The sequence below is a fragment of the Bacillus cereus group sp. MYBK220-1 genome, assembly GCF_051916445.1.
GTDB lineage: Bacteria > Bacillota > Bacilli > Bacillales > Bacillaceae_G > Bacillus_A > Bacillus_A cereus.
This window is the reverse complement of sequence record NZ_JBQAGQ010000001.1, coordinates 1,287,985-1,311,742: the sequence shown is the minus strand read 5'-3', so window position 1 is coordinate 1,311,742 and position 23,758 is coordinate 1,287,985. Positions and strand designations below refer to the sequence as shown.

The window sequence follows — 23,758 nt, the reverse complement described above, 5'->3', positions numbered from 1 at the left end:
CATTGATTTTTTTATAAAAAATCAAAAAAATATCAACATATTTGTCGATACATGTTGTATAATCTTGCGTGGGAAGCTATCATATAAATGTATAAAACGTTTACTAATATAAGCGAAGGGAAGAATAGCATGTCACATTCAATCGAACAACTTTCTATCAACACGATTCGCACATTATCCATCGATGCGATTGAAAAAGCAAACTCTGGTCACCCAGGAATGCCAATGGGTGCAGCACCAATGGCTTATACATTATGGACTCAATTTATGAAACACAATCCAAATAACCCAACGTGGTTTAACCGTGATCGTTTCGTATTATCTGCAGGTCATGGTTCAATGTTATTATACAGTCTACTTCACCTATCTGGTTATGATGTAACAATGGATGACTTAAAGAACTTCCGTCAATGGGGAAGCAAAACTCCAGGACATCCTGAGTACGGTCATACAGCTGGTGTAGATGCAACGACTGGTCCACTTGGACAAGGTATTGCAACTGCTGTAGGTATGGCAATGGCTGAAAGACATTTAGCTGCTAAATATAACCGTGATGCGTATAATGTAGTAGATCATTATACATACGCTATTTGTGGTGATGGAGATTTAATGGAGGGCGTTTCTGCTGAAGCATCTTCATTAGCTGCTCATTTACAATTAGGTCGTCTTGTTGTGCTTTACGATTCAAACGATATTTCATTAGATGGCGATTTAAATCGTTCATTCTCTGAAAGTGTAGAAGATCGTTACAAAGCATACGGATGGCAAGTAATCCGTGTTGAGGATGGAAACGATATTGAAGCAATCGCGAAAGCAATTGAAGAAGCGAAAGCTGACGAAAAACGCCCAACGCTAATTGAAGTAAGAACGACAATTGGTTTCGGTTCTCCAAACAAATCAGGAAAATCAGCTTCACATGGTTCTCCACTTGGTGTAGAAGAAACAAAATTAACGAAAGAAGCATATGCTTGGACTGCTGAGCAAGACTTCCACGTAGCAGAAGAAGTATATGACAACTTCCGTAAAACAGTACAAGATGTTGGTGAAACTGCGCAAGCTGAGTGGAACACGATGCTAGGTGAATATGCACAAGCATACCCAGAATTAGCAAACGAATTCCAAGCAGCAATGAACGGTCAACTTCCAGAAGGTTGGGAGCAAAACTTACCGACTTATGAATTAGGATCAAAAGCAGCAACTCGTAATTCTTCTGGTGCTGTAATTAATGCAATTGCAGAGTCTGTACCATCATTCTTCGGTGGATCTGCTGACCTTGCTGGTTCTAACAAAACATACATGAATAACGAAAAAGACTTTACAAGAGATGATTACAGCGGTAAAAACATTTGGTACGGTGTACGTGAGTTCGCAATGGGTGCAGCAATGAACGGTATTGCACTACATGGTGGTTTAAAAACTTACGGTGGTACGTTCTTCGTATTCTCTGATTACTTACGTCCAGCAATTCGCCTTGCAGCATTAATGCAATTGCCAGTAACGTATGTATTCACACATGACAGTATCGCTGTTGGTGAAGATGGTCCAACACATGAACCAATCGAGCAATTAGCAGCGCTTCGTGCAATGCCAAACGTTTCTGTTATCCGTCCTGCTGATGGTAACGAATCTGTTGCAGCTTGGAGACTAGCTTTAGAATCTACAAACAAACCAACTGCTTTAGTATTAACTCGTCAAGACCTTCCAACATTAGAAGGTGCAAAAGATGATACGTATGAAAAAGTAGCAAAAGGTGCATATGTAGTTTCTGCAAGCAAGAAAGAAACGGCTGACGTAATCTTACTTGCAACTGGATCTGAAGTAAGCCTAGCTGTTGAAGCTCAAAAAGCATTAGCAGTAGACGGCGTTGACGCAGCTGTTGTCAGCATGCCATCTATGGATCGCTTCGAAGCTCAAACTGCAGAGTACAAAGAATCTGTATTACCAAAAGCAGTAACAAAACGTTTCGCAATCGAAATGGGTGCTACATTCGGATGGCACCGTTACGTAGGTCTTGAAGGAGATGTGTTAGGTATCGATACATTCGGTGCTTCTGCTCCTGGTGAGAAGATTATGGAAGAGTATGGATTTACTGTAGAGAACGTTGTTCGTAAAGTAAAAGAAATGCTTTAATGATTTCAGAAAAATCTCTCCGGCATGGAGAGGTTTTTCTATGTAAATGAGTTTTTTCGACAGAAAAAGTTTTTTATCTCTCCGCAGTCAGACAATCATTGCAAATTTTCTTATATATAATGAAGAGAAAAGGTTGTCCAGATTGGGAGTGGAAAAATGAAAACGTATGAATTGTATTTAATTCAAGAGGATATTGCGAAAGCTTATTTTGGTCGTGAATATTTGTTTTTTGATTTATTTGCTCGATTTTCAGAATCTGGGTCCCTTTCGGAGAAAAAAGTGTTATATAAGCAAATGATGTATATAACGATGCCATTGCAAGTAATGAAAATTCATCATAAATTAGAACAAGCTTTGCGCGTTCTTGGTAAATATGATAGAACACATCATACACATACACTTTATACGGGAGTGGAGTACGGCGAAATAATGGTGAAACCGCACTATATTCGTATGAATACCTCTGGAAATGTCTCTATGGAAACGACGTTCTTTGAGGTGTTAAGAAAGTGTGAATTAACATTTTTAGCTATGGATTATGAAAATACAAAGTACGGATGGCTGAATCCTCTAAAACAAGTACGAACATATGTGTAAAAAATGTCGAATTGTATCTTGTCTTATTGAAAAGGTTTTAGTACACTGTAAGGTAGACAACATGAAGGAGGAAAATATATGCCAATTTGGTTAGGTATTCTAGTGGGCGTAGTAGCACTAGTAGCAGGCGTGGCGTTAGGATTTTTCATTGCCCGCAAATACATGATGAATTACTTACAAAAAAATCCACCAATTAACGAACAAATGTTAAAAATGATGATGATGCAAATGGGACAAAAACCTTCCCAAAAGAAAATCAATCAAATGATGAGCGCAATGAACAAGCAACAAATGAAATAAGCGCTAAAAGACACTCGCTAAGAGTGTCTTTCTTTTTGTTAGTTATAGTTTTTAAAACTTTTAAAAATTCTGTATTTTTGGTAAACTGAAAACATCGCTCATTTTAAGGGAGGAGGAAAAAAATGAAAGTGTTTATGAATTTAGCGTGGTTTTTTAAACAAGAAAAACGAGCGTACATAACTGGAATTATTTTATTGTTTGGCGTTGCACTTTTAGAACTTGTAGCACCAAAAGTAATTGGAATCGTTGTAGATGAAATTAATGATGGAACATTGACGACCGATAAGTTACTAAAATGGGTTGTACTATTAGTAATTGTAGGTATTACGATGTACATATTACGTTACATATGGCGTATTATGATTTTCGGGTCTTCATTAAAATTAGCTCGCCAATTACGAAAAAATTTGTATGAACATTTTACAAAGATGAGTCCATCTTTCTATCAGTCAAATCGGACAGGTGATTTAATGGCACATGCGACCAATGATATTCAAGCGATCCAGCAAACTGCTGGAGCAGGTGTTTTGACGCTTGTTGACTCATTAGCTGTCGGAGGATGTGTACTCGTAGCGATGGGTTTTACAATTAGTTGGAAGTTAACATTATTAAGTTTAATTCCAATGCCGATTGTAGCTATTTCGACAAATTATTATGGCACTTTATTACATAAAAGGTTTCATAAAGCACAGCAATCGTTTTCGGAAATCAATGATAAAGTGCAAGAGAGTATGAGTGGAATGAAAGTGATTCGCTCGCTTGGACAAGAGAAAGAAGATTTACAGGCGTTTCGAAGAAAATCAGAAGATGTTGTACATAAAAATGTGTTAGTTGCACGTATTGATTCGTTATTTGATCCGACAATCTCTCTTATCGTTGGATTTTCTTTTTTAATCGCAGTATGTTACGGATCGGTATTAGTTGTAAGAGGTGAATTAACAGTAGGTGATCTCGTTACATTTACGACATATTTAGGTACCCTCGTTTGGCCAATGTTAGCGTTTGGATGGTTATTCAATATTATGGAGCGTGGGCGTGCTTCATATGATCGTGTAGAAAAAATTCTTTCACAAAAATCAGATGTAGTAAATAGCGAAAATGCTGTACATACAATAGCGAGCGGTAATGTTTCGTTTGCCGTTGATTCATTTTCGTATAAGAAAAATGAATTGTTACATTTAAACGATATTCACTTTGATTTGAAGAAGGGCGAAACGCTAGGAGTTGTAGGACGTACAGGCGCAGGGAAAACGACTTTATTAAAATGTTTAATCCGTGAGTATGATCATTTTAATGGTGAATTAAAAATTGGGGAGCGAGATATTCGAGATATAACACTTCATGGTGTCCGTTCTGCCATTTCATACGTGCCGCAAGATCATTTTTTATTTTCAGCAAGTATTGGCGAGAATATTGCCTTTGGAAAGGCGGATGCTACATATAATGAAATTACCCAAGCAGCAGAGATTGCTTGTATTCATAATGACATCCTCCAATTTTCAGAAGGATATGAAACAGTAGTAGGGGAAAGAGGTGTTTCGTTATCTGGTGGTCAAAAACAGCGAATCTCTATTGCTCGTGCTTTATTAACAAATGCTGAAATTTTAATTTTGGATGATTGTTTATCAGCGGTAGATGCAAAAACAGAAGAGACGATTTTAAGTGCCTTAAAGAGGGAGAGAGCAGGGAAAACGACGATTATTACTGCACACCGATTAAGTGCAATTCAGCATGCCAATCTTATTCTTGTTGTTGATGAAGGTAGAATTGTACAAAGAGGTACACATGAGGAATTAATGAAGGAAAACGGCTGGTATAAGGAAATGTATGAAAGCCAGCAATTAGAAGCTTTAGTCGAGAAAGGAGGCGTATGATGGTAGAGAAGAAGCGAAGTGATTTAAGTAGATTGCTTTCCTATATGAAGCCATATAAAGGGTTACTATCTTTAGCATTTATCTTTTTAGTTGGTGCGACAGTAACGGAAATGATGGGTCCTTTTTTAATTAAACAATTCCTCGATGAACACCTAGTACCGCGGGATTTTGAACGATCAGCGCTCGTTACTTTATTTGTAATTTACATAGTTGCTCATTTATTAAAAGTACTATTTACGTATTTAAATCTATTGTACTTTCAGAACATTGCTTTTAAGATTGTTCAAGATATGCGAGTTGAAGTATATGAACATGTTCAAAAGCTATCATTAAGTTTCTTTGATCGTACGCCGATTGGTACACTTGTATCGCGTATAACAAATGATACGGAAGCGATTAAAGATTTTTATGTCAGTGTATTATCAACATTTGTAAAAAATGTAGTCTTTTTAGTAGGTATTTTAGTAGCGATGTTTTTATTAGATGTAAAATTAGCGCTATTTTCTCTCGTATTAATTCCGATAATGTTTGCGATTATGGTATTATATCGCCGGAAAAGTGCAGCTTTTTATTTAGAAGTACGTAATCAACTAAGCGTGTTAAATGCAAAGTTGAACGAGTCCATACAAGGAATGAATATTGTTCAAGTGTTCAGACAAGAAAAACGTATGAGAAAAGAGTTTGAAGAAGTGAATAATAAACATTATAGTGCAGGGCGACGTACTTTGAAGTTAGACGCATTACTTTTACGACCAGCTACGGATTTAGTACATATTGTAGCTATTGCGTTAGTACTAGGTTTATTTGGGATTGATGCTTTAAAGAGCCCTGTTGAAGTAGGAGTTTTATATGCTTTTGTTAACTATATACATCGTTTCTTCCAACCTGTAAATGAGATGATGATGAAATTGTCCTTCTTCCAACAGGCACTTGTTTCGTCATCACGTGTATTTCATTTAATGGACGAGAAAGATTTAGCACCGGTTCAAAAAGGCAATGAGAATCCTCAAATCGTGGATGGAGATATTGAATTTAAAAATGTTACTTTTTCATATGATGGAAAGCGTGACGTTTTAAAAAATGTATCATTTCACGTGAAACAAGGGCAAACGGTTGCTTTTGTTGGGCATACTGGTAGCGGAAAAAGTACGATTATGAATTTGTTAATGCGATTTTATAATATTAAGTCAGGAAATATTGTAATAGACGGTGTAGATTTAGAAAAATTTGAAGAACGAGAAATTAGAAAGAAAATAGGACTCGTATTGCAAGATGCATTTTTATTTGCTGGAAATGTAAAGCAAAATATTCGTATGTATAATGAAGAAATTACGGATGAAGAAGTAAAAGAAGCTGCTCGATTTGTGCAAGCGAATACGTTTATTGAAAAGTTACCAAAACAGTATGAAACAGAAGTAGTAGAAAGAGGTGCAGCATTTTCAAGCGGTCAACGACAATTAATTGCTTTTGCTAGAACGATAGCAACGAATCCGAAAGTATTAGTATTAGATGAAGCAACAGCTAATATCGATACAGAAACAGAAGAGGCTATTCAAACAGCGTTGCAACAAATGCGAAAAGGTAGAACGACGATAGCCATTGCGCATAGGTTATCTACAATTCAAGATGCGGATCAAATTTTTGTGATGCATGATGGAGAGATAGTAGAGAGAGGGACACATCAAGAATTATTAAGTGAGCAAGGTTTGTATTATAATATGTATTTGCTACAAAATAAAGTGAGTTTGCAAAAGGCCTTGTAATACAAGGTCTTTTTTATTTTGTATACAAAATATGTTTACTCTTTGTTTCTATAGCATAAATGTCGTGTCCTCTTATGAAACTTGTACATATTGTATGTATACGAAGTAAAAAAATGATAGGAGATTTTATATGCAAAACAGATCAAGTTCAAATGTTACGTTTATTGATGTGTCTCATTGGGAAGGGAATATTGATTGGAATGCAGTGAAGGCATCTGGAATTCCAGCAGCGTATGCAAAAGCGACAGAAGGTGTAAACTACATTGATCCTACTTTTACTAAGAATGTACAAGCAGCACGAAATGCGAATGTATTAATTGGTGCATACCATTTTGCGCGCCCAGAACAAAATGATGCAATTTCAGAGGCAAAATATTTTGTGAGTATATTACAAAATAACCAGACAGACTTAATGCCAGTTCTGGATTTAGAATCACCAACAGATCCGAGTAACAGTAATTTAACTGGTAACGCTATATCGAATTGGGCAAGAAGCTTCATAAATTATGTGAAACAGGCTACTGGAAAAGATGTAATGTTATATACAGGAGTTTGGTATATTAATGAGTTCGGAATTAGCGGATTAAGTGATATACCGCTTTGGATTGCTAAATACTCGAGTACACCGCCTGCTGATGCTGGTGGATGGACAACGTGGACAGCGTGGCAGTACACAGATTCTGAACAAATTTCAGGCGTAGGAAATTGTGATGTATCAGCTGCAGTTTCATTAGAAGCTTTAAAAGGGAGTGGAGCAAGTGGTGGAGGTAATGTTTCCCCGCCTAATAATGCAACTCCAGTGTACGGGGTTGCTATAATTAATGGAGATAATGTGAATTTGAGAAGTGGACCATCTTTGCAGTCTAGTGTAATTCGCCAATTGAATCGTGGCGAAACATATGAAGTTTGGGGAGAACAAGATGGATGGCTTTGTTTAGGGACAAATCAGTGGGTATATAATGATCCGAGTTATATTCAGTATAAACATTATGTGGCGACTATTACTGGTGATAATGTAAATTTGCGTGATGCTCCATCATTAAATGGAAATGTTATAAGACAGTTACATCATGGTGAATCGTATCGAGTATGGAGTAAGCAAGATGGATGGCTTTGCTTAGGGACAAATCAATGGATATACTACGATCCAAGTTATATTCAGTATGGTGTACAATAGAGTGAAAATAAAAGGTGCCCCGTCAGAGGTGCCTTTTATTAAAAATATACAACTTTTACAAAGTCTATATCGAAACCATAGTATACTATAATAGATATATTTATAAAAAATAATCGATAATGAAATAAAGGGGTAAAAATATGAATTATGTGCTAATAGGTACGGTTTTAATATTATTAGCTGTAGTATTTGTGCTGTTTTATAAAAATAAACAGTTAGAATCAGAGAGTCAACAAGTAGAATTTGAAAAGAAACAAGCGATTGAAACGTATAAAAATGAAATTGCAGCTACGGTGATAGAGCATAAAGAACAACAAAATAATTTAAAAAATATGGAACAGAAAAAATACAATGATTTACAAGTAAGTGCAAATAGAGAAATTGAAAATATGCGTATGATGAAAAATCAATTAGCTGTGCAGCATAGTAAAGAACGTAGTGAAATGCAAAATAAGCATAATAACGAAATACATATGTTTCAAAAACTAATTGCAAATCTACGAGAATATACTAAAAACGGCGCTGAAATGAATACGTACGAAACATTACATTATATGAAACGAGGATTCATAGAGCAAGGCACCATATTAGATGCTGAAATTCAAATCATGCCGAATGTTTTTATTAAAAATAATAGTGAAATAAACGATAATCGAATCCATCATCTCATCTTGTGCAAAACTGGTATTTATCTACTTGAGACGAAAGAATGGGAAGAGAAATTAATTCATGGTTTAACGAAAGAAAATGCTGGTATATATTCATTTATGATTGATGAAATGGGTAAGTATCAACAAGAAGTTGAAAAAGAAGAGACATTTGAATATATAGTAGGTAAAGATTCGTCAACTATACAAGTGAAAAATGAAGGGAATCCAGTATATAGGGCGAAGAAACTATCTCAAATTTTATACAGTGGTTTGAAAGAAATGCAGGCTAATAGTATAAAAGAAAAAGTAAAACCAGTTGTATATTTTTATAATAAAAATGGAAAAGAAATAGTAGACCTTTCTAGTGAGGAAACACCTAGATTAAAAGATCGGGAGCAAATTGTAACGTTCTTTAGAAATGAAATATTAGCAGGGGAAGTAGTATATACAGTGCAAGAATTAGAACAGATTCAAGAAATGATTAGCCGGATGAATTATATAGTGAGTTAAAAGGGGAGATCTTTCTGAACGCTATGCTACGTGGCATTTTGTATGTCTCTTTTTGTTTATATATAGTAATGTACATTGTATTTATATTCGTCATTGATATGGTCCATATACCCTTAAGTGTAAGTAGCATTTTTGTAGTATTCATACCATTTGTTTTATTAGTCATGATTCAAAGGGCTATTTTATATGTTTCTAAAAATCGTAATGAAGAAAAGAAGCAAATGTTGGGGGGGTTAATAGTAGCACTCATACCATTAATAGTGTGCACTGTACAACTAAGTGTAAATGAATATACATCAAAGTTTAATCAAAATAGATGGTTAAATCATGCAGATAAGCGGGTACATATGGTAGATGATCTATTACAAAAATATAAATTAATAGGGAAATCAAATGAAGAAATTACACAATTGTTAGGAGCCCCAACGGAAACGAGAAGTGGGGAAGAAGGAGTTATCACTTTGTATTATCTTGGGACTGAACGTGGCTTTATTCCAATAGATAGCGAACAGCTTATTTTACAATTTGATAGAGATGGTAAAGTCATGGAATATACGGTGCATAAAGATTAAAGAAACGTGGAGGGAAGCTATATGTTATAGCTTCTTTTTTATTTTTCAATATGTCAAGGAAGGGGGAGAAGGTTTTTGAGTGGAATAAGGAATGAAAGCGGAGGTGATGCATATATATAGATGCATTGGGCGATTATTCGCCCGATTGGTGAGGGTTAATAATCAATAAGTACGGACCAAAACCCCACTGATGAAAGTTTCACTTTATCATATTGTATAAATGAAAAGGAGGTAAGACGGTGAAAGCAATCCCGACTGATGTCCTGAGTAAAGAATTGATGGAAAGAGAAGGAGTTATATCTATTACAGTAAAGGAATTTGAAAAAATAGAAGTAGCTGGAGTAGTAGTAGCTGGTCCAGCGGTTATTTTGATTAATCAAGATTAAGTACATATCATTGAAATAAAAAGCATCCATCTAGGATGCTTTTTATTTGTATGTAAGCATAAATATGATGGATAATTGTGTTACTGGAGGGAAAGTCTGTGGCAATAATTATAACAATGTTAGTAATGGGTATTTTATTAGGATTTGTTGGAGCTGGAGGAGCTGGGTTTATTATCGCGATACTCACTTTAGTATTCCAAATTCCTATTCATGTTGCTCTTGCAACATCTTTAACTGCAATGGCATTTACGACATTATCAGGTGTTGTAAGTCATTACCGTGAAGGCAATGTTGCACTTATTATAGGCGGGATTGTTGGGGGATTTGGCGCAATTGGCTCTTATATTGGTTCTAAATTTGGTTCACTTATACCAGCACATCTTCTTCATTGGTTTACAGCTGGGATGTTATTTTTATCGGCAATTTTTATGTTTATTAAATTAATTATGTTCCAAAACAAAGAAAAGTCGTCTTTATATAAACATAAAGAGTTTTCCGTGAACTACTTGTTGAAATGTGTATGCCTTGGATTAGTTACTGGAATGATGGCTGGTTCATTTGGGATTGGTTCTGCACCGTTTATTCAACTTGGATTAATGGTTCTATTGGGATTAACGATTCAGCAATCTGTAGGGACAACAATGCTTGTTATATTACCGATTGCAATTGGAGGCGGGATAGGATATAGTTCGGAAGGATATTTAGATTATATATTGTTATTGCAAGTATTAATTGGGACCATGTTAGGGGCATACATTGGCGCGAAGTTTACAAATTATGCACCGCGAACGCTTTTGAGGTTTTCGATGATTATGACACCGGTTTTAGCTGGATGTATGCTATTGATGGAATAAGGTGAAATTATAATAAGTAGGGGGTTACTGCTTACAAATAGCGGGATAAAATTAATATAGCAAACTATTAATATATTTTACGAATGAATTATGTAGGTAATTCATATTTCCCATATAAAAGGATTTGTTTTAATATTATGAGTGTAAAGTTCGAGTATTTGAAGTACTACTTGAATTATATCCCTATCCCTTTTCTAAAAATGCGAACAAGTTTTGCCCTATTCTATTCAATAGTTAATTGCATAGAAATATATTGTTCGATGACCATTATGGAACGTACATAATGGGAAAATCCCGATCCTTAAAGAGGATGCCCCTAATCTTCATGTGAAAATATGATCGGATAAGAAAGCTGACCAATTTATGGTCGGCTTTCTTTTTGTTCAAAAACAATTTTTTCTTTAATTTCTGTTTGTAATAATACAGTTTTTCCGAAGCGACGTTTGCATTCCGCACGCACTTTTTCAATGGCTAGTAGCTGAGTAGTCGCGGGAACTGTGACAATAGCTTGGCGAGCCTTTCGATTTTCTTCACAAAAGACACATTCCACAACATAATTAGAAATCATATTTTCATCCTTCCAGTTTTAATTTCTAAAAAAGGATTGTCTATGAAGTTGATGTAATTTTTCGTCATTGTTTTATTATTTTCCTCTTTTTTTCAAGGGGAAAATAAAAAAGAGGGCGAATTTTAGTAGGGGAGGGATGTTTATGGAGAGATGGATAGGTAGTGCAGCGGTATGTGTAAATGAAAGAAATGAAGTTTTAATGGTACTGCAGGGCAAAGAGGGAGAAGAAAAAAGATGGTCTGTCCCAAGTGGAGGACTTGAAAAGGGAGAGACACTAGAAGAATGTTGTATCAGGGAAGTTTGGGAAGAAACAGGTTATAATGTGGAAGTGGTAAATAAAATATATGAAAAAGAGGGTATTACATACGGTGTTCCAGTGTATGTCCATTATTATTTTGTTAAACAAATAGGCGGTAATATGAAAATCCAAGATCCTGATGAGTTAATACATGAAATTGCTTGGAAAGGGATACATGAAGTTGAACAATTGTGTTTAGCTTTTCCAGAGGATTATGAATTGCTGTGCCAATATATAGATAAAGAAGCAAGTATGTAAATACTTGCTTCTTTAATGTATCCAAGACAAGAAAAGCGGAACGATAACTAAACTAGCGCCTGCTGTTAAAAGCATGGATAAACTTGCAATTGTTCCTTCCACAGGACCGATTTCGAATGCTTTTGATGTACCGGTTCCATTTGCGCTCGTTCCTAACATAATACCTTTTGCGATTGCTGTTTTAATGCGGCAAATACGTATGAGAGAAGGACCGAGCAATGCTCCTGTTAAGGCAGTTAAAACGACAAATACAGCAGTTAATTGTGACATACCACCAATCATTTCTGAAATAGCCATTGCGATTGGTGTTGTTACGATATGTGGCGCTAAACTATGTTCTAGTGATGAATCAATTTGAAAATAATTTGCTAGTAGTGCTGAAGTAATGACTGATAAAAACGAACCGACAATGACATTAAGTAAGATAGCCATTCCATGTTTCTTTAATAAATCAAAATATTTATAGATTGGCCATGCAAAAGCAACTGTTGCGGGCTTTAATAATTCAGTTAACCAGTGACCACCAGATTCATATGTTTCATAAGGTGTATCTAATCCGAGCAATAAAGCAATTAAAATAATGGGACAGACGAGAAGAGGAGAAAGTAGACTCCAATTCCAACGTTGATACATTTTTTTTGATATCCAATATGTGAATAGTGTTAATAGTAAACAAAGAAATCCGATCATTGCGTTGATCCTTTCCGCTTTAGTAGCAATTCTGTTAAAAGTCCTGTAACTAAGGTAACGCAAAGAGTGCTAATCATAATAATTAAAATGAGATCGATTCCATATTGTGTTAGTGTATCTCTGTAACGTATGACAGCGACTGCAGAAGGGATGAAAAATAAAATAAGTTCTTTTAATAAAAAATCTGCTCCGTTCTGTATCCATTCTTTTTTAACTAGGTTAAATTTTAATGAAATTAATAATAAAAAAATACCGATTATACTTCCTGGAACTGGGAGGTGTGCCTGTTTTGCAATCCATTCACCTGTCCAAGCGAAACAAAATAGTAATAAAATTTGTCCGCTTAACTTCCACCATTTCATACAGTAACCACCTCTTTCTTTTTTTACATAAAAATTGTAAAAAAGAATTAACAATTTCTACTATACGTTCATTCAAAATATTTGTCTAATATATAAATTATATGTTATTAATATATTAGACATATTAATCGAAAGTGAAAAGGGTGTCCAAAAATGGAATTACGGCATTTGCAATATTTTGTTGTTGTGGCAGAAGAGTTACACTTTGGACGGGCAGCTGCTCGTTTACAAATGACACAACCACCACTTAGTCAACAAATACAGCAATTAGAAAAAGAAATGGGAGTTACATTATTTTCAAGAACGAAAAGAAAGGTTGAACTAACAGAAGCAGGAGAAATGTTTTTAAAAGAAGTAAAAAAAGCGTTTGAACAAATTGAAAAAGCAGTAGAAGTTGCACAAAGTGCGCAAAGGGGAGAAGTAGGATCACTTTCAATTGGTTTTGTAGGTGCGGCGATATATGATATTTTACCATCAATTGTTAGGGAATATAGAAAGAAATTTCCGAGAGTGTCTGTTGCATTACATGAATTGTCAACACCAGATCAAGTTCATGCACTTCATGATAACCGTATTGATATTGGCTTTTTACGTCCACCAATTCCAACACAATTATTAGAATTAGAGCCAATTCAAAGGTTATCTTGCACCTTATGTTTACCAAAGGCACATCCACTTGCAGAGAAAGATGAAATACATATAGAAGATTTACGAGATGAGCCGTTTGTATTTATTACGAGACCAGTATGGCCAGCTTTGTATGATACAATTTTATCTCTTTGCAGAGAAGTTGGATTTAGTCCACGTATTGTACAAGAAGCAACAGAGTATCAAACAGTTATGGGGCTTGTAGCAGCAGGGATTGGAATTACAGTAATACCCGTATCGGCAAATAAGTTATATAAAACAGAAGTTGTATATAAAGAATTATATGATTCTAATTTTGTGGCAGAAATGTCAGTAGCTTACAAAAAAATGAATAGTAATCCAGAGCTGCTAGAGTTTTTAAAAATTGCAAGAGAGAAGAAAAGAATAGAAGTAGAGGATGAGCAATAGTAGTAACAGAATATGGATTTAATTCAAATCCATAAAAGTACACCTTATTAAACAATAAAGCGGAAATGCAACTTAAGTTGCATTTCCGCTTTATTGTTCTTTTTTTAGCTCGATACTGAATAGATAAACGTGTTCATTTTCTTTTAAGAGTAGATCAATACCTGTTTCTTCATCAATGGTAGGAACGCTTACAGTTTCTTTACTTGTTTGGATTACAGCAGCTAAAATTGTTTTTTGATTGTATTTTAAATTTTTTATAGATTGGATTGTAGTAGTTGCGGAGCTATTTACGCTTGGTGGTGCTTCTTCATGAACAAGCGTTGAAGCACCTTCAATATTCATATACCACTGCCTTTTTTCTTGTATATCTTTATCGAATTGGAAATGTGGTGGTAAAAAAGAAAGCTTTACTTTCTTTTTTGAAAAATGTGAGGTAGCTATATTAGCAATTTCTTTTGTTTTTTTACCATTGTTATAATAATCAATTGTAGCATTTATTTCATCTTTATCATTTTTAAGCGTAACGTTATAAAACATGCTATTTCCTTCTTGAAAAGGAGTCATTTGTAAAATAGAAGCTTGCTCTTTTGTTAATTTGTATGGCTCAACAATGGCAACTTCATTGTTTTTTATTTGGCTACAACTTGTGAGTAATAATAAAAACAAGATTGATAGTAATTTTATACGCATGCAATCTCCTCCTTTTTACAATTATATTCTAAATGTGATTTTTTATCATTTCGTTTTCTAGGACTAAAGACTTAGAAGAAATTCCGATTGTAGTGCGATGTTTAAAATGTCATATTTTTATACACTAGTAGTATAGAATGCGTATGTAATAAGGTAGGGGAAGAATTTTATGTCTTTATGTCGGTTAGCGAGAAAAAATATAAGAACATTTGCTACCAAAAGGATGAAGCAATTTATGTGGATTGCTATGAGTATTATGATTTTGTTTTTTATGATATCGTTACAATTTAATGAAGGAGCTATTTTGAAAGTAGGGGATGCATTTGTAGTTCAAATGTATTTTTACACACTGTTTATTGTACTAATTTTCATATGTATTTTTACTACATATAAAATGATGTACTCCCTTTTGCTAGTGAGGAGAGAGGAGTTTACATCTTATGTAGCAGAAAATATAAAAAGAAAAGAAGTACTATGTTTATTATGTCAGGAGCAATTATTCATTTATGGAGCAGCGTTTGTTTTTGGATTAGTTAATGGGATGTTATTTTTAAAATTATTTACGATTATTTTTATAAGAATAGCAGGAATACAAGGGATAAATAGTGCACCGATTACAATATATGCAATAGTAGTAGTGAGTATAATTATGATTGTTATCCTTCTATTATCGATGGTGCAATGTTTTCGATTTGTTCAAAGTTTACAAGATAAAAATTCGTTGCATTTCAAGAAAAAGGCATGAGAAATCATGCCTTTTTCCATTTTACACATAAAAATAATCATGTTACAGTGAAAAGACCTGACAAAGAATGGGAAGGAAAGGTTGTATAGAATGACAAATGAACAATCAATTGTAAAAGTCGATCGGTTAACGAAGCGAATCGGATCAAAGACACTTGTACAAAATATTAGTTTTGAAGTGAAAAAAGGCGAGGTTGTCGGTTTACTCGGACCAAACGGTGCTGGAAAAACGACTTTAATGAGAATGATGGTTGGTATGATCCGTATGACAGAAGGTGAAGTATGGATTGATGGTCAATCTGTGAAACAGCAATTCGAAAAAACAGCTGCGAAAATTGGAGCGGTAATTGAGACACCTGAATTTTATCCTTTTTTGAGCGGCTATGAAAATTTAACATATTTCGGACGAATGAATGGTAATGTGACCGAAGAACGTATCGATGAAGTAGTGAAATTGTTAGGGATGGGACAAGTAATTGATCGCAAAGTAAAAGCGTATTCACTCGGCATGAGACAACGTTTAGGAATCGCTCAGGCACTTATTCACGATCCAGACGTGTTGATACTAGATGAACCGACAAATGGATTAGACCCTAGTGGAATACATGAAATGAGAATGTACATAAAAAAAATTGCACATGAACAAGGAAAAGCTGTACTTGTATCAAGTCACTTACTTTCAGAAGTTGAATTAATGTGTGACAGAGTTATCATTATTCAGCACGGGGAATATGTGGCTACGCAAAATATTCAGCATAGCCAAAGCGAAGAGATGGAGACGATCCGTATACGTGTAGATGATGCGAATAAAGCAGCAGAAATATTAGGGCATGATGTTTTAGTAAAAGATAATGAATTACTTATTAATGTAAAAGATGAAGAAATCCCAAATGTTATTCGTACATTGCTTGAGAAAAATATTCAAGTGTATCGTGTATATGAAGAAAGAAAAACGTTAGAAGAGCAATTTTTAGAATTAACAGGGGGAAAAGATATTGTTTAATTTAGTATATAACGAACTGTATAAAATATTTAAGCGGAAGCGAACGATTATTCCATTTGCAGTTATTGCAGTATTAATAATCGGATTAGGATGGGTTACGGTAAAGTATTTTGAACCGGAAACAAAAGGATGGAAAGTAGATTATACAGAACGAACTGTAGAAATTGAGAAAAAGCTTGGCATGAAAAAAGAAGCTATTTTAGCAGAAAAATCAGGGGATGAGCTTGTAAAAGAATACCAGCTTAAGATGAAGCATTTAGATACGGATACAGCACCGGCAAGCAGTTCTCCACTTTCTTTCATGAGAGATACAGGTTTTATCGTATTTCCAATTTTGCTCCCATTTATCCTCGTGTATGCAAGTACAATTTTTGCGAATGAATATAGCTGGGGAACATATAAATTTTTAACGATACGACCAGCGAGTCGCTTTAAAATTTTAACAGCAAAATTTTTAGCAATCGTTATATTTGCAGCTTTATTATTTATATTTAATATGATCTTCTCCGCTTTATGTGGACTTGTTATTTATAAATTCCAACAGCCTGCATGGAGTGAGTTTATTTTCCAAGATGGAAATATAATAAAACAAAACATTTTTGTAGAAGCAAGTAAATATTATGTTTTATCGTGGTTACCAACGGTTGTGTACGCATCGTTTGCATTTATGATTTCTGTGTTAACGAGATCTAGTGGAGGTGCAATTGGTATTTCACTATTCCTTGCTTTATCAGGCAATATTGCGTTATTAGCAGCCACTAGATATAACTGGGCGAAATATTTATTGCCAGCAAACACAGATTTATATAGTATTTCAAAGAACGGAAGTTTTATTGATGGAGTAACATTCCCGTTTGCATCATGTATGTTGCTACTTTATTTGTTCGTATTTTTATGTATTTCATATACTGTGTTTTTAAAACGTGATTTAACTTAATAAGAAAAGCCGTTCAGGGTGCTGAGATGCACTTTGAACGGCTTTTTTTTATGAGAATTGTTTAAGTGCTCTTTCGGCTAGTAAAGCAAAGTATTCTGCACTTATAGGCAGTGCCTCTTCATTAATTGTAAAAGCAGGATGATGCCATTCATGTGTACCGCTCGTTCCCATAAAGACGAATGAACCTGGTATTTCCTGTTGGTAAAATGAGAAATCTTCTCCAGCCATTGATAGACTAGGCGAGATGATATTAAGATTCATCTTTGTGGCAACTTGAGTAGATAAGTCTGTAAGAGCTTTATCGTTGTGAACAGCAGGAGGACCTGAATAAAAACGGAATTTCGTTTTTACACCTAATGCATCAGATACACCTTTAATAATACGCTCCATGAGTGCTGGAATCTTTTCACGTGTTTCAGCTTGGAACGTGCGAATCGTTCCTTCTAACGTAGCTTTTTCAGGAATCACGTTCCACGTATTTCCTGCGTGAATATTTGTAACACTAACAACTGCATTATGAGATGAACTTATATTTCGGCTTACAATTGTTTGCAGTGCCATCACAATTTGAGAGGATGCGACAATAGGATCTACGCCAGCATCTGGTACAGCCGCGTGTGTACCAACTCCGTGAATTTCAATTTCAAATCGATCAACTCCAGCCATCAGTGGACCATCTTTAATGCCAATTGTACCTACTGGTAAATCAGGTTTATTATGCATGCCGAAAATCGCTTGCACATTACGTAAATGTCCAGCATCAATAACTTTGCAAGCGCCATTACTACTTTCTTCAGCTGGTTGGAATATGAAGCGAACCGTTCCATTTAGGGAAGATTCTCTTTCTTTTAATAAGAAAGCAGTACCTAAAATGGCAGCTGTATGAAAATCGTGTCCACAAGCATGCATTTTCCCTCGTACTTTAGATGCATAGGACAAATGTGTTTCTTCTTGAATAGGAAGGGCATCAATATCAGCACGAACTGCTACAATTGGCCCGTTTTTATTACCAGACACTTCAGCGATAATTCCTGTTTCTAAATTGGAGTCAATGATAGTAATGTTTTTTTCTTCTAACCAATTTTTTATTGCTTTTGTTGTTTCGAACTCTTCATATGATAGTTCTGGATACTCATGTAAATGTCGACGGATGGAAATAAGTTTTTCTTTTAGTTGATTTGAAATAGATACCATGTAGTATGCCTTCTTTCTTCAGCAAAATATTTATCATAAGTATACAACAATAAAAGAGAGGATTCTCAAATGAAAATCCTCTCTCGTTTATCCCGTATTAATGGGCAGTCCGATTGGTTCAACTAATTAAAGTTTCACTTTATGCTGCGACTTTTTTATGCGTATGATGTTTACGATAACGTCCACGCATTGCGTATGCAATTTGCGGGATTGCAATCCCGATTAAAATAAGTGATACACCGAACCATTGTGAAGATAGTACAGCCTCTTTTAAAACGAATACGGACATAATTGTTGTAACTGGTAGTTCCGCTGCACCAAGAATAGTTGCTAAGCCAGAACCGATTTTTGGAATACCGATTGTAAAGGCAATAGATGGAATTACGATACTAAATGTTCCTAATCCTAAACCGTATTTCCAAAGACCTTGAGAAATGGCACCATTAAAAATAAATGTTGGTGGGAATACAATCATGACTAAAGTTAAAGCACCAGTCATTAAGAGAACACCGCGCGGTAATGAAGGTACTTCAACAGCAACTTTTCCGCTCACGAAAATGTATGTTGCGAATGTAACAGCAGATAATAAACCTAAAATGATCCCAGTCGTATCGAAAGCACCTGCTGATTGTTCAAGTAAACCACTTGATAAAAATGTCCCTACAAGTAAGAAAATAACAGAAATAACTTTTTCTCTTGAAGGTAATGTTTTTGTTGCGACTGCTTCAATGATAATTCCGACCCAAACAAATTGGAATAAAAGAATAATTGCAATAGAAGCTGGTACAGTTTTTAATGAAGCATAATAAAAAATTCCGGTAAAACTTGCAGATGTTCCTGCAACGAATAAAAGTAATGCTTGCTTTAAAGGAACGCGATGTCTAGAAAATAGAAGTGTAATAGCAAGCAAAATAATCCAACCGAACAAATATTGGCTGCCAATTACCTCTCCAAGTGAAAATCCTTCTGCATATGCAAGCTTAACAAAAATAGCTAAAATTCCATAACTACACGCTCCTAATAAAACTAAAAGAGAATAACGAAGCATGAAAAATTCCTCCCATCTATATGAAGTTGTTCCGTATCGAAAATATATAACTAGAGGGAAGTATACAAAATTAGAAATAAAGGGTCAAATGAAAGAAAAGTATGACATTTTATAGAATAATAATAAAAGTATGATATTTATGCATAATCTTGAAATTATTAATAGTAGAAGTATTATAAAATCAACTTTGCATTGTATAGAGCTAGCATTTGAAAAAAATATTTTTTAAACCAATATGTATATGGACGTACTAGTAACGTGCTAATTATTTGAGAAACTATGTTACCTTTGTTATGGTAGTGACAATTAAAGGAGTTTCATAATCCATTTGAGTTTTTTCTATATAATAGAAGGAAATGAAAACGTTTTATTAGAAACTGTGAGGAAGTACGGTTTTTCTTATTGCCACGTTGTAAAAGTGATTTCACGAATTGTTCATAGTATTTTTATGTGTTTTTGTTACAATATTTAGGGAGAGGAGTGGAATGATGCAAGATATTAGTATTTTTTTAGCGTTTGGCGCCGGGTTCTTATCATTTATTTCCCCATGTTGCTTACCGCTTTATCCGGCATTTTTATCGTACATAACAGGTATGTCGGTTTCTGAATTGAAAGAAGAAAATGCAATGCTTCGCAAAAGAAGTATGATACATACAGCGTTTTTCTTACTTGGATTTTCAATTATATTTATTGCAATTGGATTTGGTACAAGTTTTATTGGAGGAATCTTTACTGACTATAAAGATTTAATCAGACAGTTAGGTGGTATATTTATCATCGTGTTCGGCTTAATTATTGTTGGGGTGTTTAAGCCGAAATTTTTAATGCAAGACCGTAAATTTACATTTAAAAATCGTCCAAGTGGCTATTTTGGATCAGTACTAATTGGATTAGCCTTTGCAGCAGGGTGGACGCCATGTACCGGACCAATTCTAGTGTCTGTAATTGGATTAGCAGCAACAAACCCAGAATCAGCAATGATTTACATGATTGCTTACATACTTGGATTTGCTATCCCGTTTTTCGTACTGTCATTCTTTATTACGAAAATGTCTTGGATTAAAAGAAATAGTATGGCCTTCATGAAAGTCGGAGGATATATTATGATTGTTATGGGGGTCTTCCTATACTTTAACTGGATGACGAAAATTATCGTATATTTCTCAAGTTTATTTGGTGGTTTTACCGGTTTTTAGTATTATTCTGCGAAAATGTTGGAAATACTAACGGAAAAGCATATAATGAAAGTATATTTTGCATATAGCCACAAAAAAGGATGAGAAAATATGAACATAGTTCTTTTATCAAGTATCGTTGCTGTTTGTATGGCTGTCGGTGCGATGTTTATTCGTTTAAAAGCAGCTAAGAAACCTGCAACATTGAAAAAAATTATACTTCCGCCATTTTTTATGAGCACGGGAGCATTGATGTATGTTTTTCCTGAATTTCGATTAACTCCAGCGGAAATGTTAGAAGCAATTGGCGTCGGTTTGTTTTTCTCTATTTTTCTTATTAAAACATCTAAATTTGAAATTAGAGGACAAGAGATTTATTTGAAGCGTTCAAAAGCCTTTGTTTTTATATTAATTGGATTACTTGTAGTGCGGATTGTATTTAAAACATACTTAAGCCAATCTCTTGATTTAGGACAACTTAGTGGCATGTTCTTTTTACTTGCGTTCGCGATGATTGTGTCATGGAGAATTGCAATGTATCGTTCCTTTACGAAATTACAGAAGGAAATGGAAAAAGAAGATGGTTTTTATAATGAAAAAGATATGAAGCTAACTTAAAAACTGTATATGTACCAAATAAAAAGACAGCGTCAAAGGCGCTGTCTTTTTTATCGAAAATAATATGAAGTTACTTTGCGAGTAAAGATCGATAGTTAGAATAATCAATCTTTTTTTCTTGTAGTTTTTTAATTAAAAATTTATGATCACGCTTTGGTGTGGCAATGATATATCCTTTAATAAGTAAGTCTTGTGTAATTTGAGAGGCATTTTCTTGTAATGCAAGTTCCCCGATTTTTCCAGCAATCTTTGATTTTGCAACATCGCGAAATAGTTCTGGAACAGGACTTACAAGCTCTTCTAACAATTGTTTTTGTTCGTCAGCCCATAAATGTCTCGTTTTATTTATGTAGTGTTCTTCCCAATCCAAAATGGACATGCCGTCTTCTTTTGGTAAACGTTTTAAAAATTTTCTGAACATAAAGTATCCACCGATAGACATAAGCCCTAATAAAATAACCGTCCATAATACAATGAACCAACTGAACCATCCTTCGAGCAAGCATATCCCCCCTTAATGATAGCGGTTTTCTTTTATTCATATTATATACAGTGAGATTCATAGAAAGCAAGAACGCTTGGTCATTTTGACCAAGCGTTATCATCTAAACAAAGTATAGTTGTTCCACATGTAAATTATTATTATCATCTTCTACATATTCAATGATTAATGTGCCAACTTTACGATCTTTATCTTCAGTTGTGAAAATAGAGTAAGAAGTAAAACGTGTTTTTGATAGGCCGCTTATGTGTGTAGGTAAAGAAATGTAGTCGTTATCGCGGAAGAATTCCATCAGTTCAATATCCTCAAATTCTTTTCGGTCAACTTGTTTGTTTGTATAGCGGCGTTGAAGTTGTTTTAAAGATTCATTCCAAGAAATTGCTTTTGTGTCGTATACCATTGTTCTATCTCCTTACTGTATGTAATTATTAAGAACATACGTTCTAATCTAGTATACTCTTTTTATTAGAAAAGGGAAAGCAAAAAATAATGTAAGCTTGGATTTCCAAGCTTACATTATTGATGCGTCCGTCATAATCTCTATTTTTCATTATAAGTTAGATAAGAATAAGAAACAAGATGATATATATAATGTTGAGAGTTTTCAAGATTCTGTATATTATAGGTGTACTAAAGTGTAAGGGAATGAGAGGTGTGACATACGTAATTTCACTGCAAGGGCCGATGGCTAGCGGAAAAACAACATTAGCAAAAAGGTTAGAAAAGAGAGGGTTTCGAGTTATATATGAAAATCCATATCCAATTGTAGAGAAGCGAAAAAAATTGAATTTAGATATGAATTCAAAAGTAGGGTTTATTATGAATCAAAAAATGTTTATGGAAGCAAAAATAAAGGAGTTTCAAAATGTGAAAGATTCAGTCGTAATTTTTGATCGCGGACCAGAAGACATTGAGTTTTTTACACTCTTTTATCCAACGATTATAGGAGAAGAGTGGGATATAGAAACTGAATTGAAAGATGAATTATATAAATTAAGAGAATGCCGTTCGGATGTGATTTTTTACTTAGATGTTACGAAAAAGAATGTATATGATAGAAAAAATAATGATAGAACAAGAAACAGAAGTACGTTTGAGGAGCAATTTAAATTAGTAGAAACTGAAAAAGACTGGTATAAACAATTTCCTGTAACTTATGTGGACACGAATAGATTAACAGTGGACGATTTAGAGGTATATTTTATGGACTGGTTAAAGGAGAGAGGGCTATGAAAAAAATACTTTTATTTGTATACTCAACATTTGCAGAGTTTGAAATAACAGTAGCGACGGCATTGCTGAAAAATAAATATGAAATCATTACAGCGGGCTTAACGAATGAATTGGTTATAAGTGAAACTGGGTTGCAAGTGCAGCCACATATAGAAGTAAGTGAAGTACGTGTAGATGAGTATGAGGGGATACTTATTCCAGGTGGAGAAGAAGTACAGTTGGAAGATGCAAAACCTCTTTTTTCAATCATTCGTCAATTTCATGAACAAGAAAAATTAGTGGCGGCAATTTGTGCTGGACCGTATGCGCTAGCAAAAGCAGGGTTATTTAAAGAGATTTCTTATACTGCGACTATAGATTATCAAAAATTCGATTGTTTTCCAGTAGAAAATTTCGTGTATGAAGAAGTTGTGCAACACTCAAATATTATTACAGCACAAGGGCATGCATTTGTACCATTTGGAATAGCAATTGCCTCTTATTTTGGAGTGGCAGACAAACATAATACAGATTTTTATTGTGGTAAAGGTAATGTAGTAATGGAGAAACTTTTACGAGAAAACGTGTAA

The 23,758-nt window shown here is 34.5% G+C and carries 28 protein-coding genes; 20 read left to right on the top strand and 8 right to left on the bottom strand.

All coding sequences use genetic code 11. From position 1 onward, the window contains the following. The first annotated feature begins 129 nt into the window (after positions 1 to 129). The 10 genes from tkt to ACTFRU_RS06550 all read left to right on the top strand — a co-directional run bounded on the left by tkt (position 130) and on the right by ACTFRU_RS06550 (position 10,813). Complete coding sequence (gene tkt / locus ACTFRU_RS06595; protein ID WP_000019766.1) at positions 130 to 2,130, top strand: transketolase; 2,001 nt, start codon at positions 130 to 132, stop codon at positions 2,128 to 2,130. Positions 2,131 to 2,286: 156 nt separating this feature from the next. Beyond that, complete coding sequence (gene sirA / locus ACTFRU_RS06590; RefSeq protein ID WP_025710101.1) at positions 2,287 to 2,727, top strand: sporulation inhibitor of replication protein SirA; 441 nt, start codon at positions 2,287 to 2,289, stop codon at positions 2,725 to 2,727. Between the two features lie 78 nt (positions 2,728 to 2,805). Further along, a complete protein-coding gene (locus ACTFRU_RS06585; RefSeq protein WP_001123317.1) occupies positions 2,806 to 3,027 on the top strand; it encodes a YneF family protein in 222 nt (73 codons plus the stop codon). 122 nt (positions 3,028 to 3,149) lie between these two features. Beyond that, positions 3,150 to 4,901 (top strand): ABC transporter ATP-binding protein, encoded by a 1,752-nt coding sequence (locus ACTFRU_RS06580; RefSeq protein WP_000862455.1) that lies wholly within the window; start codon positions 3,150 to 3,152, stop codon positions 4,899 to 4,901. Further along, positions 4,901 to 6,664, top strand: a complete 1,764-nt coding sequence (locus ACTFRU_RS06575; RefSeq protein ID WP_000229520.1) for an ABC transporter ATP-binding protein — start codon at positions 4,901 to 4,903, stop codon at positions 6,662 to 6,664. The genes ACTFRU_RS06580 and ACTFRU_RS06575 overlap by 1 nt, the downstream gene beginning before the upstream one ends. Before the next feature lie 130 nt (positions 6,665 to 6,794). After that, complete coding sequence (locus ACTFRU_RS06570; protein WP_440037542.1) at positions 6,795 to 7,841, top strand: GH25 family lysozyme; 1,047 nt, start codon at positions 6,795 to 6,797, stop codon at positions 7,839 to 7,841. Between the two features lie 140 nt (positions 7,842 to 7,981). Then, positions 7,982 to 9,001 carry an NERD domain-containing protein gene (locus tag ACTFRU_RS06565; protein WP_001110284.1) on the top strand — a complete coding sequence of 340 codons (1,020 nt, stop codon included), beginning with the start codon at positions 7,982 to 7,984 and terminating at the stop codon, positions 8,999 to 9,001. Between the two features lie 23 nt (positions 9,002 to 9,024). After that, positions 9,025 to 9,573 (top strand): hypothetical protein, encoded by a 549-nt coding sequence (locus ACTFRU_RS06560; protein WP_074555573.1) that lies wholly within the window; start codon positions 9,025 to 9,027, stop codon positions 9,571 to 9,573. 239 nt (positions 9,574 to 9,812) lie between these two features. Beyond that, entirely contained in the window at positions 9,813 to 9,959 is a 147-nt protein-coding gene (locus ACTFRU_RS06555; RefSeq protein ID WP_000644411.1) for a BC1881 family protein, read from the top strand. A gap of 98 nt (positions 9,960 to 10,057) precedes the next feature. Next, a complete protein-coding gene (locus ACTFRU_RS06550; RefSeq protein WP_000974667.1) occupies positions 10,058 to 10,813 on the top strand; it encodes a sulfite exporter TauE/SafE family protein in 756 nt (251 codons plus the stop codon). Between the two features lie 361 nt (positions 10,814 to 11,174). Here the strand turns inward: ACTFRU_RS06550 and ACTFRU_RS06545 are convergent, their stop codons facing one another. Further along, positions 11,175 to 11,381, bottom strand: a complete 207-nt coding sequence (locus ACTFRU_RS06545; protein WP_000625222.1) for a DUF3903 domain-containing protein — start codon at positions 11,379 to 11,381, stop codon at positions 11,175 to 11,177. A gap of 142 nt (positions 11,382 to 11,523) precedes the next feature. Here ACTFRU_RS06545 and ACTFRU_RS06540 point away from each other — a divergent pair, with 142 nt between their 5' ends. Continuing rightward, entirely contained in the window at positions 11,524 to 11,937 is a 414-nt protein-coding gene (locus tag ACTFRU_RS06540; protein ID WP_000442982.1) for an NUDIX hydrolase, read from the top strand. Between the two features lie 12 nt (positions 11,938 to 11,949). On the opposite strand, the gene ACTFRU_RS06535 is transcribed toward ACTFRU_RS06540, so the two are convergent. Both ACTFRU_RS06535 and ACTFRU_RS06530 read right to left on the bottom strand, forming a co-directional pair. Next, on the bottom strand, positions 11,950 to 12,627 hold the full coding sequence (locus ACTFRU_RS06535; RefSeq protein ID WP_000578954.1) for an LrgB family protein: 678 nt from the start codon (positions 12,625 to 12,627) through the stop codon (positions 11,950 to 11,952). Beyond that, positions 12,624 to 12,989 carry a CidA/LrgA family holin-like protein gene (locus ACTFRU_RS06530; protein ID WP_098581863.1) on the bottom strand — a complete coding sequence of 122 codons (366 nt, stop codon included), beginning with the start codon at positions 12,987 to 12,989 and terminating at the stop codon, positions 12,624 to 12,626. Before ACTFRU_RS06530 ends, ACTFRU_RS06535 begins: the two co-directional genes overlap by 4 nt. 153 nt (positions 12,990 to 13,142) lie before the next feature. Between ACTFRU_RS06530 and alsR the strand changes: the two genes are divergently transcribed. Continuing rightward, positions 13,143 to 14,045, top strand: a complete 903-nt coding sequence (gene alsR / locus ACTFRU_RS06525; RefSeq protein WP_000423235.1) for an acetoin biosynthesis transcriptional regulator AlsR — start codon at positions 13,143 to 13,145, stop codon at positions 14,043 to 14,045. A gap of 90 nt (positions 14,046 to 14,135) precedes the next feature. On the opposite strand, the gene ACTFRU_RS06520 is transcribed toward alsR, so the two are convergent. Beyond that, a complete protein-coding gene (locus tag ACTFRU_RS06520; RefSeq protein ID WP_025687645.1) occupies positions 14,136 to 14,735 on the bottom strand; it encodes a hypothetical protein in 600 nt (199 codons plus the stop codon). Between the two features lie 169 nt (positions 14,736 to 14,904). Here ACTFRU_RS06520 and ACTFRU_RS06515 point away from each other — a divergent pair, with 169 nt between their 5' ends. The 3 genes from ACTFRU_RS06515 to ACTFRU_RS06505 all read left to right on the top strand — a co-directional run bounded on the left by ACTFRU_RS06515 (position 14,905) and on the right by ACTFRU_RS06505 (position 17,419). Continuing rightward, complete coding sequence (locus tag ACTFRU_RS06515) at positions 14,905 to 15,480, top strand: hypothetical protein (protein ID WP_025710103.1); 576 nt, start codon at positions 14,905 to 14,907, stop codon at positions 15,478 to 15,480. Between the two features lie 90 nt (positions 15,481 to 15,570). Next, positions 15,571 to 16,482 (top strand): ABC transporter ATP-binding protein, encoded by a 912-nt coding sequence (locus ACTFRU_RS06510; protein ID WP_000180622.1) that lies wholly within the window; start codon positions 15,571 to 15,573, stop codon positions 16,480 to 16,482. After that, positions 16,475 to 17,419: an ABC transporter permease gene (locus ACTFRU_RS06505; protein WP_000482759.1), complete on the top strand. Its 945-nt coding sequence runs from the start codon at positions 16,475 to 16,477 to the stop codon at positions 17,417 to 17,419. The genes ACTFRU_RS06510 and ACTFRU_RS06505 overlap by 8 nt, the downstream gene beginning before the upstream one ends. Before the next feature lie 48 nt (positions 17,420 to 17,467). Here ACTFRU_RS06505 and ACTFRU_RS06500 read toward each other — a convergent pair whose 3' ends face one another. Both ACTFRU_RS06500 and ACTFRU_RS06495 read right to left on the bottom strand, forming a co-directional pair. After that, on the bottom strand, positions 17,468 to 18,613 hold the full coding sequence (locus tag ACTFRU_RS06500; RefSeq protein WP_000253675.1) for a M20 peptidase aminoacylase family protein: 1,146 nt from the start codon (positions 18,611 to 18,613) through the stop codon (positions 17,468 to 17,470). Positions 18,614 to 18,752: 139 nt separating this feature from the next. Further along, positions 18,753 to 19,661, bottom strand: a complete 909-nt coding sequence (locus ACTFRU_RS06495) for an EamA family transporter (RefSeq protein WP_000947043.1) — start codon at positions 19,659 to 19,661, stop codon at positions 18,753 to 18,755. A gap of 322 nt (positions 19,662 to 19,983) precedes the next feature. On the opposite strand from ACTFRU_RS06495, the gene ACTFRU_RS06490 reads away from it, so the two are divergent. From ACTFRU_RS06490 to ACTFRU_RS06480, 3 genes are all read left to right on the top strand, one after another. Further along, positions 19,984 to 20,133 carry a peptidase T gene (locus ACTFRU_RS06490; protein ID WP_071732505.1) on the top strand — a complete coding sequence of 50 codons (150 nt, stop codon included), beginning with the start codon at positions 19,984 to 19,986 and terminating at the stop codon, positions 20,131 to 20,133. Between the two features lie 16 nt (positions 20,134 to 20,149). Continuing rightward, positions 20,150 to 20,857 carry a cytochrome c-type biogenesis protein CcdA gene (ccdA, locus tag ACTFRU_RS06485; RefSeq protein ID WP_001152676.1) on the top strand — a complete coding sequence of 236 codons (708 nt, stop codon included), beginning with the start codon at positions 20,150 to 20,152 and terminating at the stop codon, positions 20,855 to 20,857. Positions 20,858 to 20,947: 90 nt separating this feature from the next. Further along, positions 20,948 to 21,454 carry a CcdC family protein gene (locus ACTFRU_RS06480; RefSeq protein ID WP_001028439.1) on the top strand — a complete coding sequence of 169 codons (507 nt, stop codon included), beginning with the start codon at positions 20,948 to 20,950 and terminating at the stop codon, positions 21,452 to 21,454. A gap of 70 nt (positions 21,455 to 21,524) precedes the next feature. On the opposite strand, the gene ACTFRU_RS06475 is transcribed toward ACTFRU_RS06480, so the two are convergent. Continuing rightward, the gene (locus ACTFRU_RS06475; protein ID WP_000889377.1) at positions 21,525 to 21,956 is read right to left on the bottom strand and encodes a DUF2621 domain-containing protein; all 432 of its coding nucleotides are present in this window, start codon (positions 21,954 to 21,956) and stop codon (positions 21,525 to 21,527) included. Positions 21,957 to 22,059: 103 nt separating this feature from the next. Continuing rightward, a complete protein-coding gene (locus ACTFRU_RS06470; protein WP_000262401.1) occupies positions 22,060 to 22,356 on the bottom strand; it encodes a hypothetical protein in 297 nt (98 codons plus the stop codon). Positions 22,357 to 22,601: 245 nt separating this feature from the next. Between ACTFRU_RS06470 and ACTFRU_RS06465 the strand changes: the two genes are divergently transcribed. After that, the gene (locus tag ACTFRU_RS06465) at positions 22,602 to 23,189 is read left to right on the top strand and encodes an AAA family ATPase (RefSeq protein ID WP_002024590.1); all 588 of its coding nucleotides are present in this window, start codon (positions 22,602 to 22,604) and stop codon (positions 23,187 to 23,189) included. Beyond that, positions 23,186 to 23,758 carry a DJ-1/PfpI family protein gene (locus ACTFRU_RS06460; RefSeq protein WP_000722233.1) on the top strand — a complete coding sequence of 191 codons (573 nt, stop codon included), beginning with the start codon at positions 23,186 to 23,188 and terminating at the stop codon, positions 23,756 to 23,758. The genes ACTFRU_RS06465 and ACTFRU_RS06460 overlap by 4 nt, the downstream gene beginning before the upstream one ends.

What these genes read in the sequence shown, in the direction of transcription:
- ACTFRU_RS06565 (WP_001110284.1), top strand. Translation starts at nt 7,982, where the DNA reads ATGAATTATGTGCTAATAGGTACGGTTTTAATATTATTAGCTGTAGTA.
- ccdA (WP_001152676.1), top strand. Translation starts at nt 20,150, where the DNA reads ATGCAAGATATTAGTATTTTTTTAGCGTTTGGCGCCGGGTTCTTATCA.
- ACTFRU_RS06535 (WP_000578954.1), bottom strand. Translation starts at nt 12,627, where the DNA reads ATGATCGGATTTCTTTGTTTACTATTAACACTATTCACATATTGGATA.
- ACTFRU_RS06520 (WP_025687645.1), bottom strand. Translation starts at nt 14,735, where the DNA reads ATGCGTATAAAATTACTATCAATCTTGTTTTTATTATTACTCACAAGT.
- ACTFRU_RS06575 (WP_000229520.1), top strand. Translation starts at nt 4,901, where the DNA reads ATGGTAGAGAAGAAGCGAAGTGATTTAAGTAGATTGCTTTCCTATATG.
- ACTFRU_RS06470 (WP_000262401.1), bottom strand. Translation starts at nt 22,356, where the DNA reads ATGGTATACGACACAAAAGCAATTTCTTGGAATGAATCTTTAAAACAA.
- ACTFRU_RS06500 (WP_000253675.1), bottom strand. Translation starts at nt 18,613, where the DNA reads ATGGTATCTATTTCAAATCAACTAAAAGAAAAACTTATTTCCATCCGT.
- ACTFRU_RS06540 (WP_000442982.1), top strand. Translation starts at nt 11,524, where the DNA reads ATGGAGAGATGGATAGGTAGTGCAGCGGTATGTGTAAATGAAAGAAAT.
- ACTFRU_RS06515 (WP_025710103.1), top strand. Translation starts at nt 14,905, where the DNA reads ATGTCTTTATGTCGGTTAGCGAGAAAAAATATAAGAACATTTGCTACC.
- ACTFRU_RS06460 (WP_000722233.1), top strand. Translation starts at nt 23,186, where the DNA reads ATGAAAAAAATACTTTTATTTGTATACTCAACATTTGCAGAGTTTGAA.
- ACTFRU_RS06465 (WP_002024590.1), top strand. Translation starts at nt 22,602, where the DNA reads ATGAGAGGTGTGACATACGTAATTTCACTGCAAGGGCCGATGGCTAGC.
- ACTFRU_RS06545 (WP_000625222.1), bottom strand. Translation starts at nt 11,381, where the DNA reads ATGATTTCTAATTATGTTGTGGAATGTGTCTTTTGTGAAGAAAATCGA.
- ACTFRU_RS06560 (WP_074555573.1), top strand. Translation starts at nt 9,025, where the DNA reads ATGCTACGTGGCATTTTGTATGTCTCTTTTTGTTTATATATAGTAATG.
- ACTFRU_RS06495 (WP_000947043.1), bottom strand. Translation starts at nt 19,661, where the DNA reads ATGCTTCGTTATTCTCTTTTAGTTTTATTAGGAGCGTGTAGTTATGGA.
- ACTFRU_RS06585 (WP_001123317.1), top strand. Translation starts at nt 2,806, where the DNA reads ATGCCAATTTGGTTAGGTATTCTAGTGGGCGTAGTAGCACTAGTAGCA.
- ACTFRU_RS06510 (WP_000180622.1), top strand. Translation starts at nt 15,571, where the DNA reads ATGACAAATGAACAATCAATTGTAAAAGTCGATCGGTTAACGAAGCGA.
- tkt (WP_000019766.1), top strand. Translation starts at nt 130, where the DNA reads ATGTCACATTCAATCGAACAACTTTCTATCAACACGATTCGCACATTA.
- ACTFRU_RS06480 (WP_001028439.1), top strand. Translation starts at nt 20,948, where the DNA reads ATGAACATAGTTCTTTTATCAAGTATCGTTGCTGTTTGTATGGCTGTC.
- alsR (WP_000423235.1), top strand. Translation starts at nt 13,143, where the DNA reads ATGGAATTACGGCATTTGCAATATTTTGTTGTTGTGGCAGAAGAGTTA.
- ACTFRU_RS06580 (WP_000862455.1), top strand. Translation starts at nt 3,150, where the DNA reads ATGAAAGTGTTTATGAATTTAGCGTGGTTTTTTAAACAAGAAAAACGA.
- ACTFRU_RS06570 (WP_440037542.1), top strand. Translation starts at nt 6,795, where the DNA reads ATGCAAAACAGATCAAGTTCAAATGTTACGTTTATTGATGTGTCTCAT.
- ACTFRU_RS06530 (WP_098581863.1), bottom strand. Translation starts at nt 12,989, where the DNA reads ATGAAATGGTGGAAGTTAAGCGGACAAATTTTATTACTATTTTGTTTC.
- sirA (WP_025710101.1), top strand. Translation starts at nt 2,287, where the DNA reads ATGAAAACGTATGAATTGTATTTAATTCAAGAGGATATTGCGAAAGCT.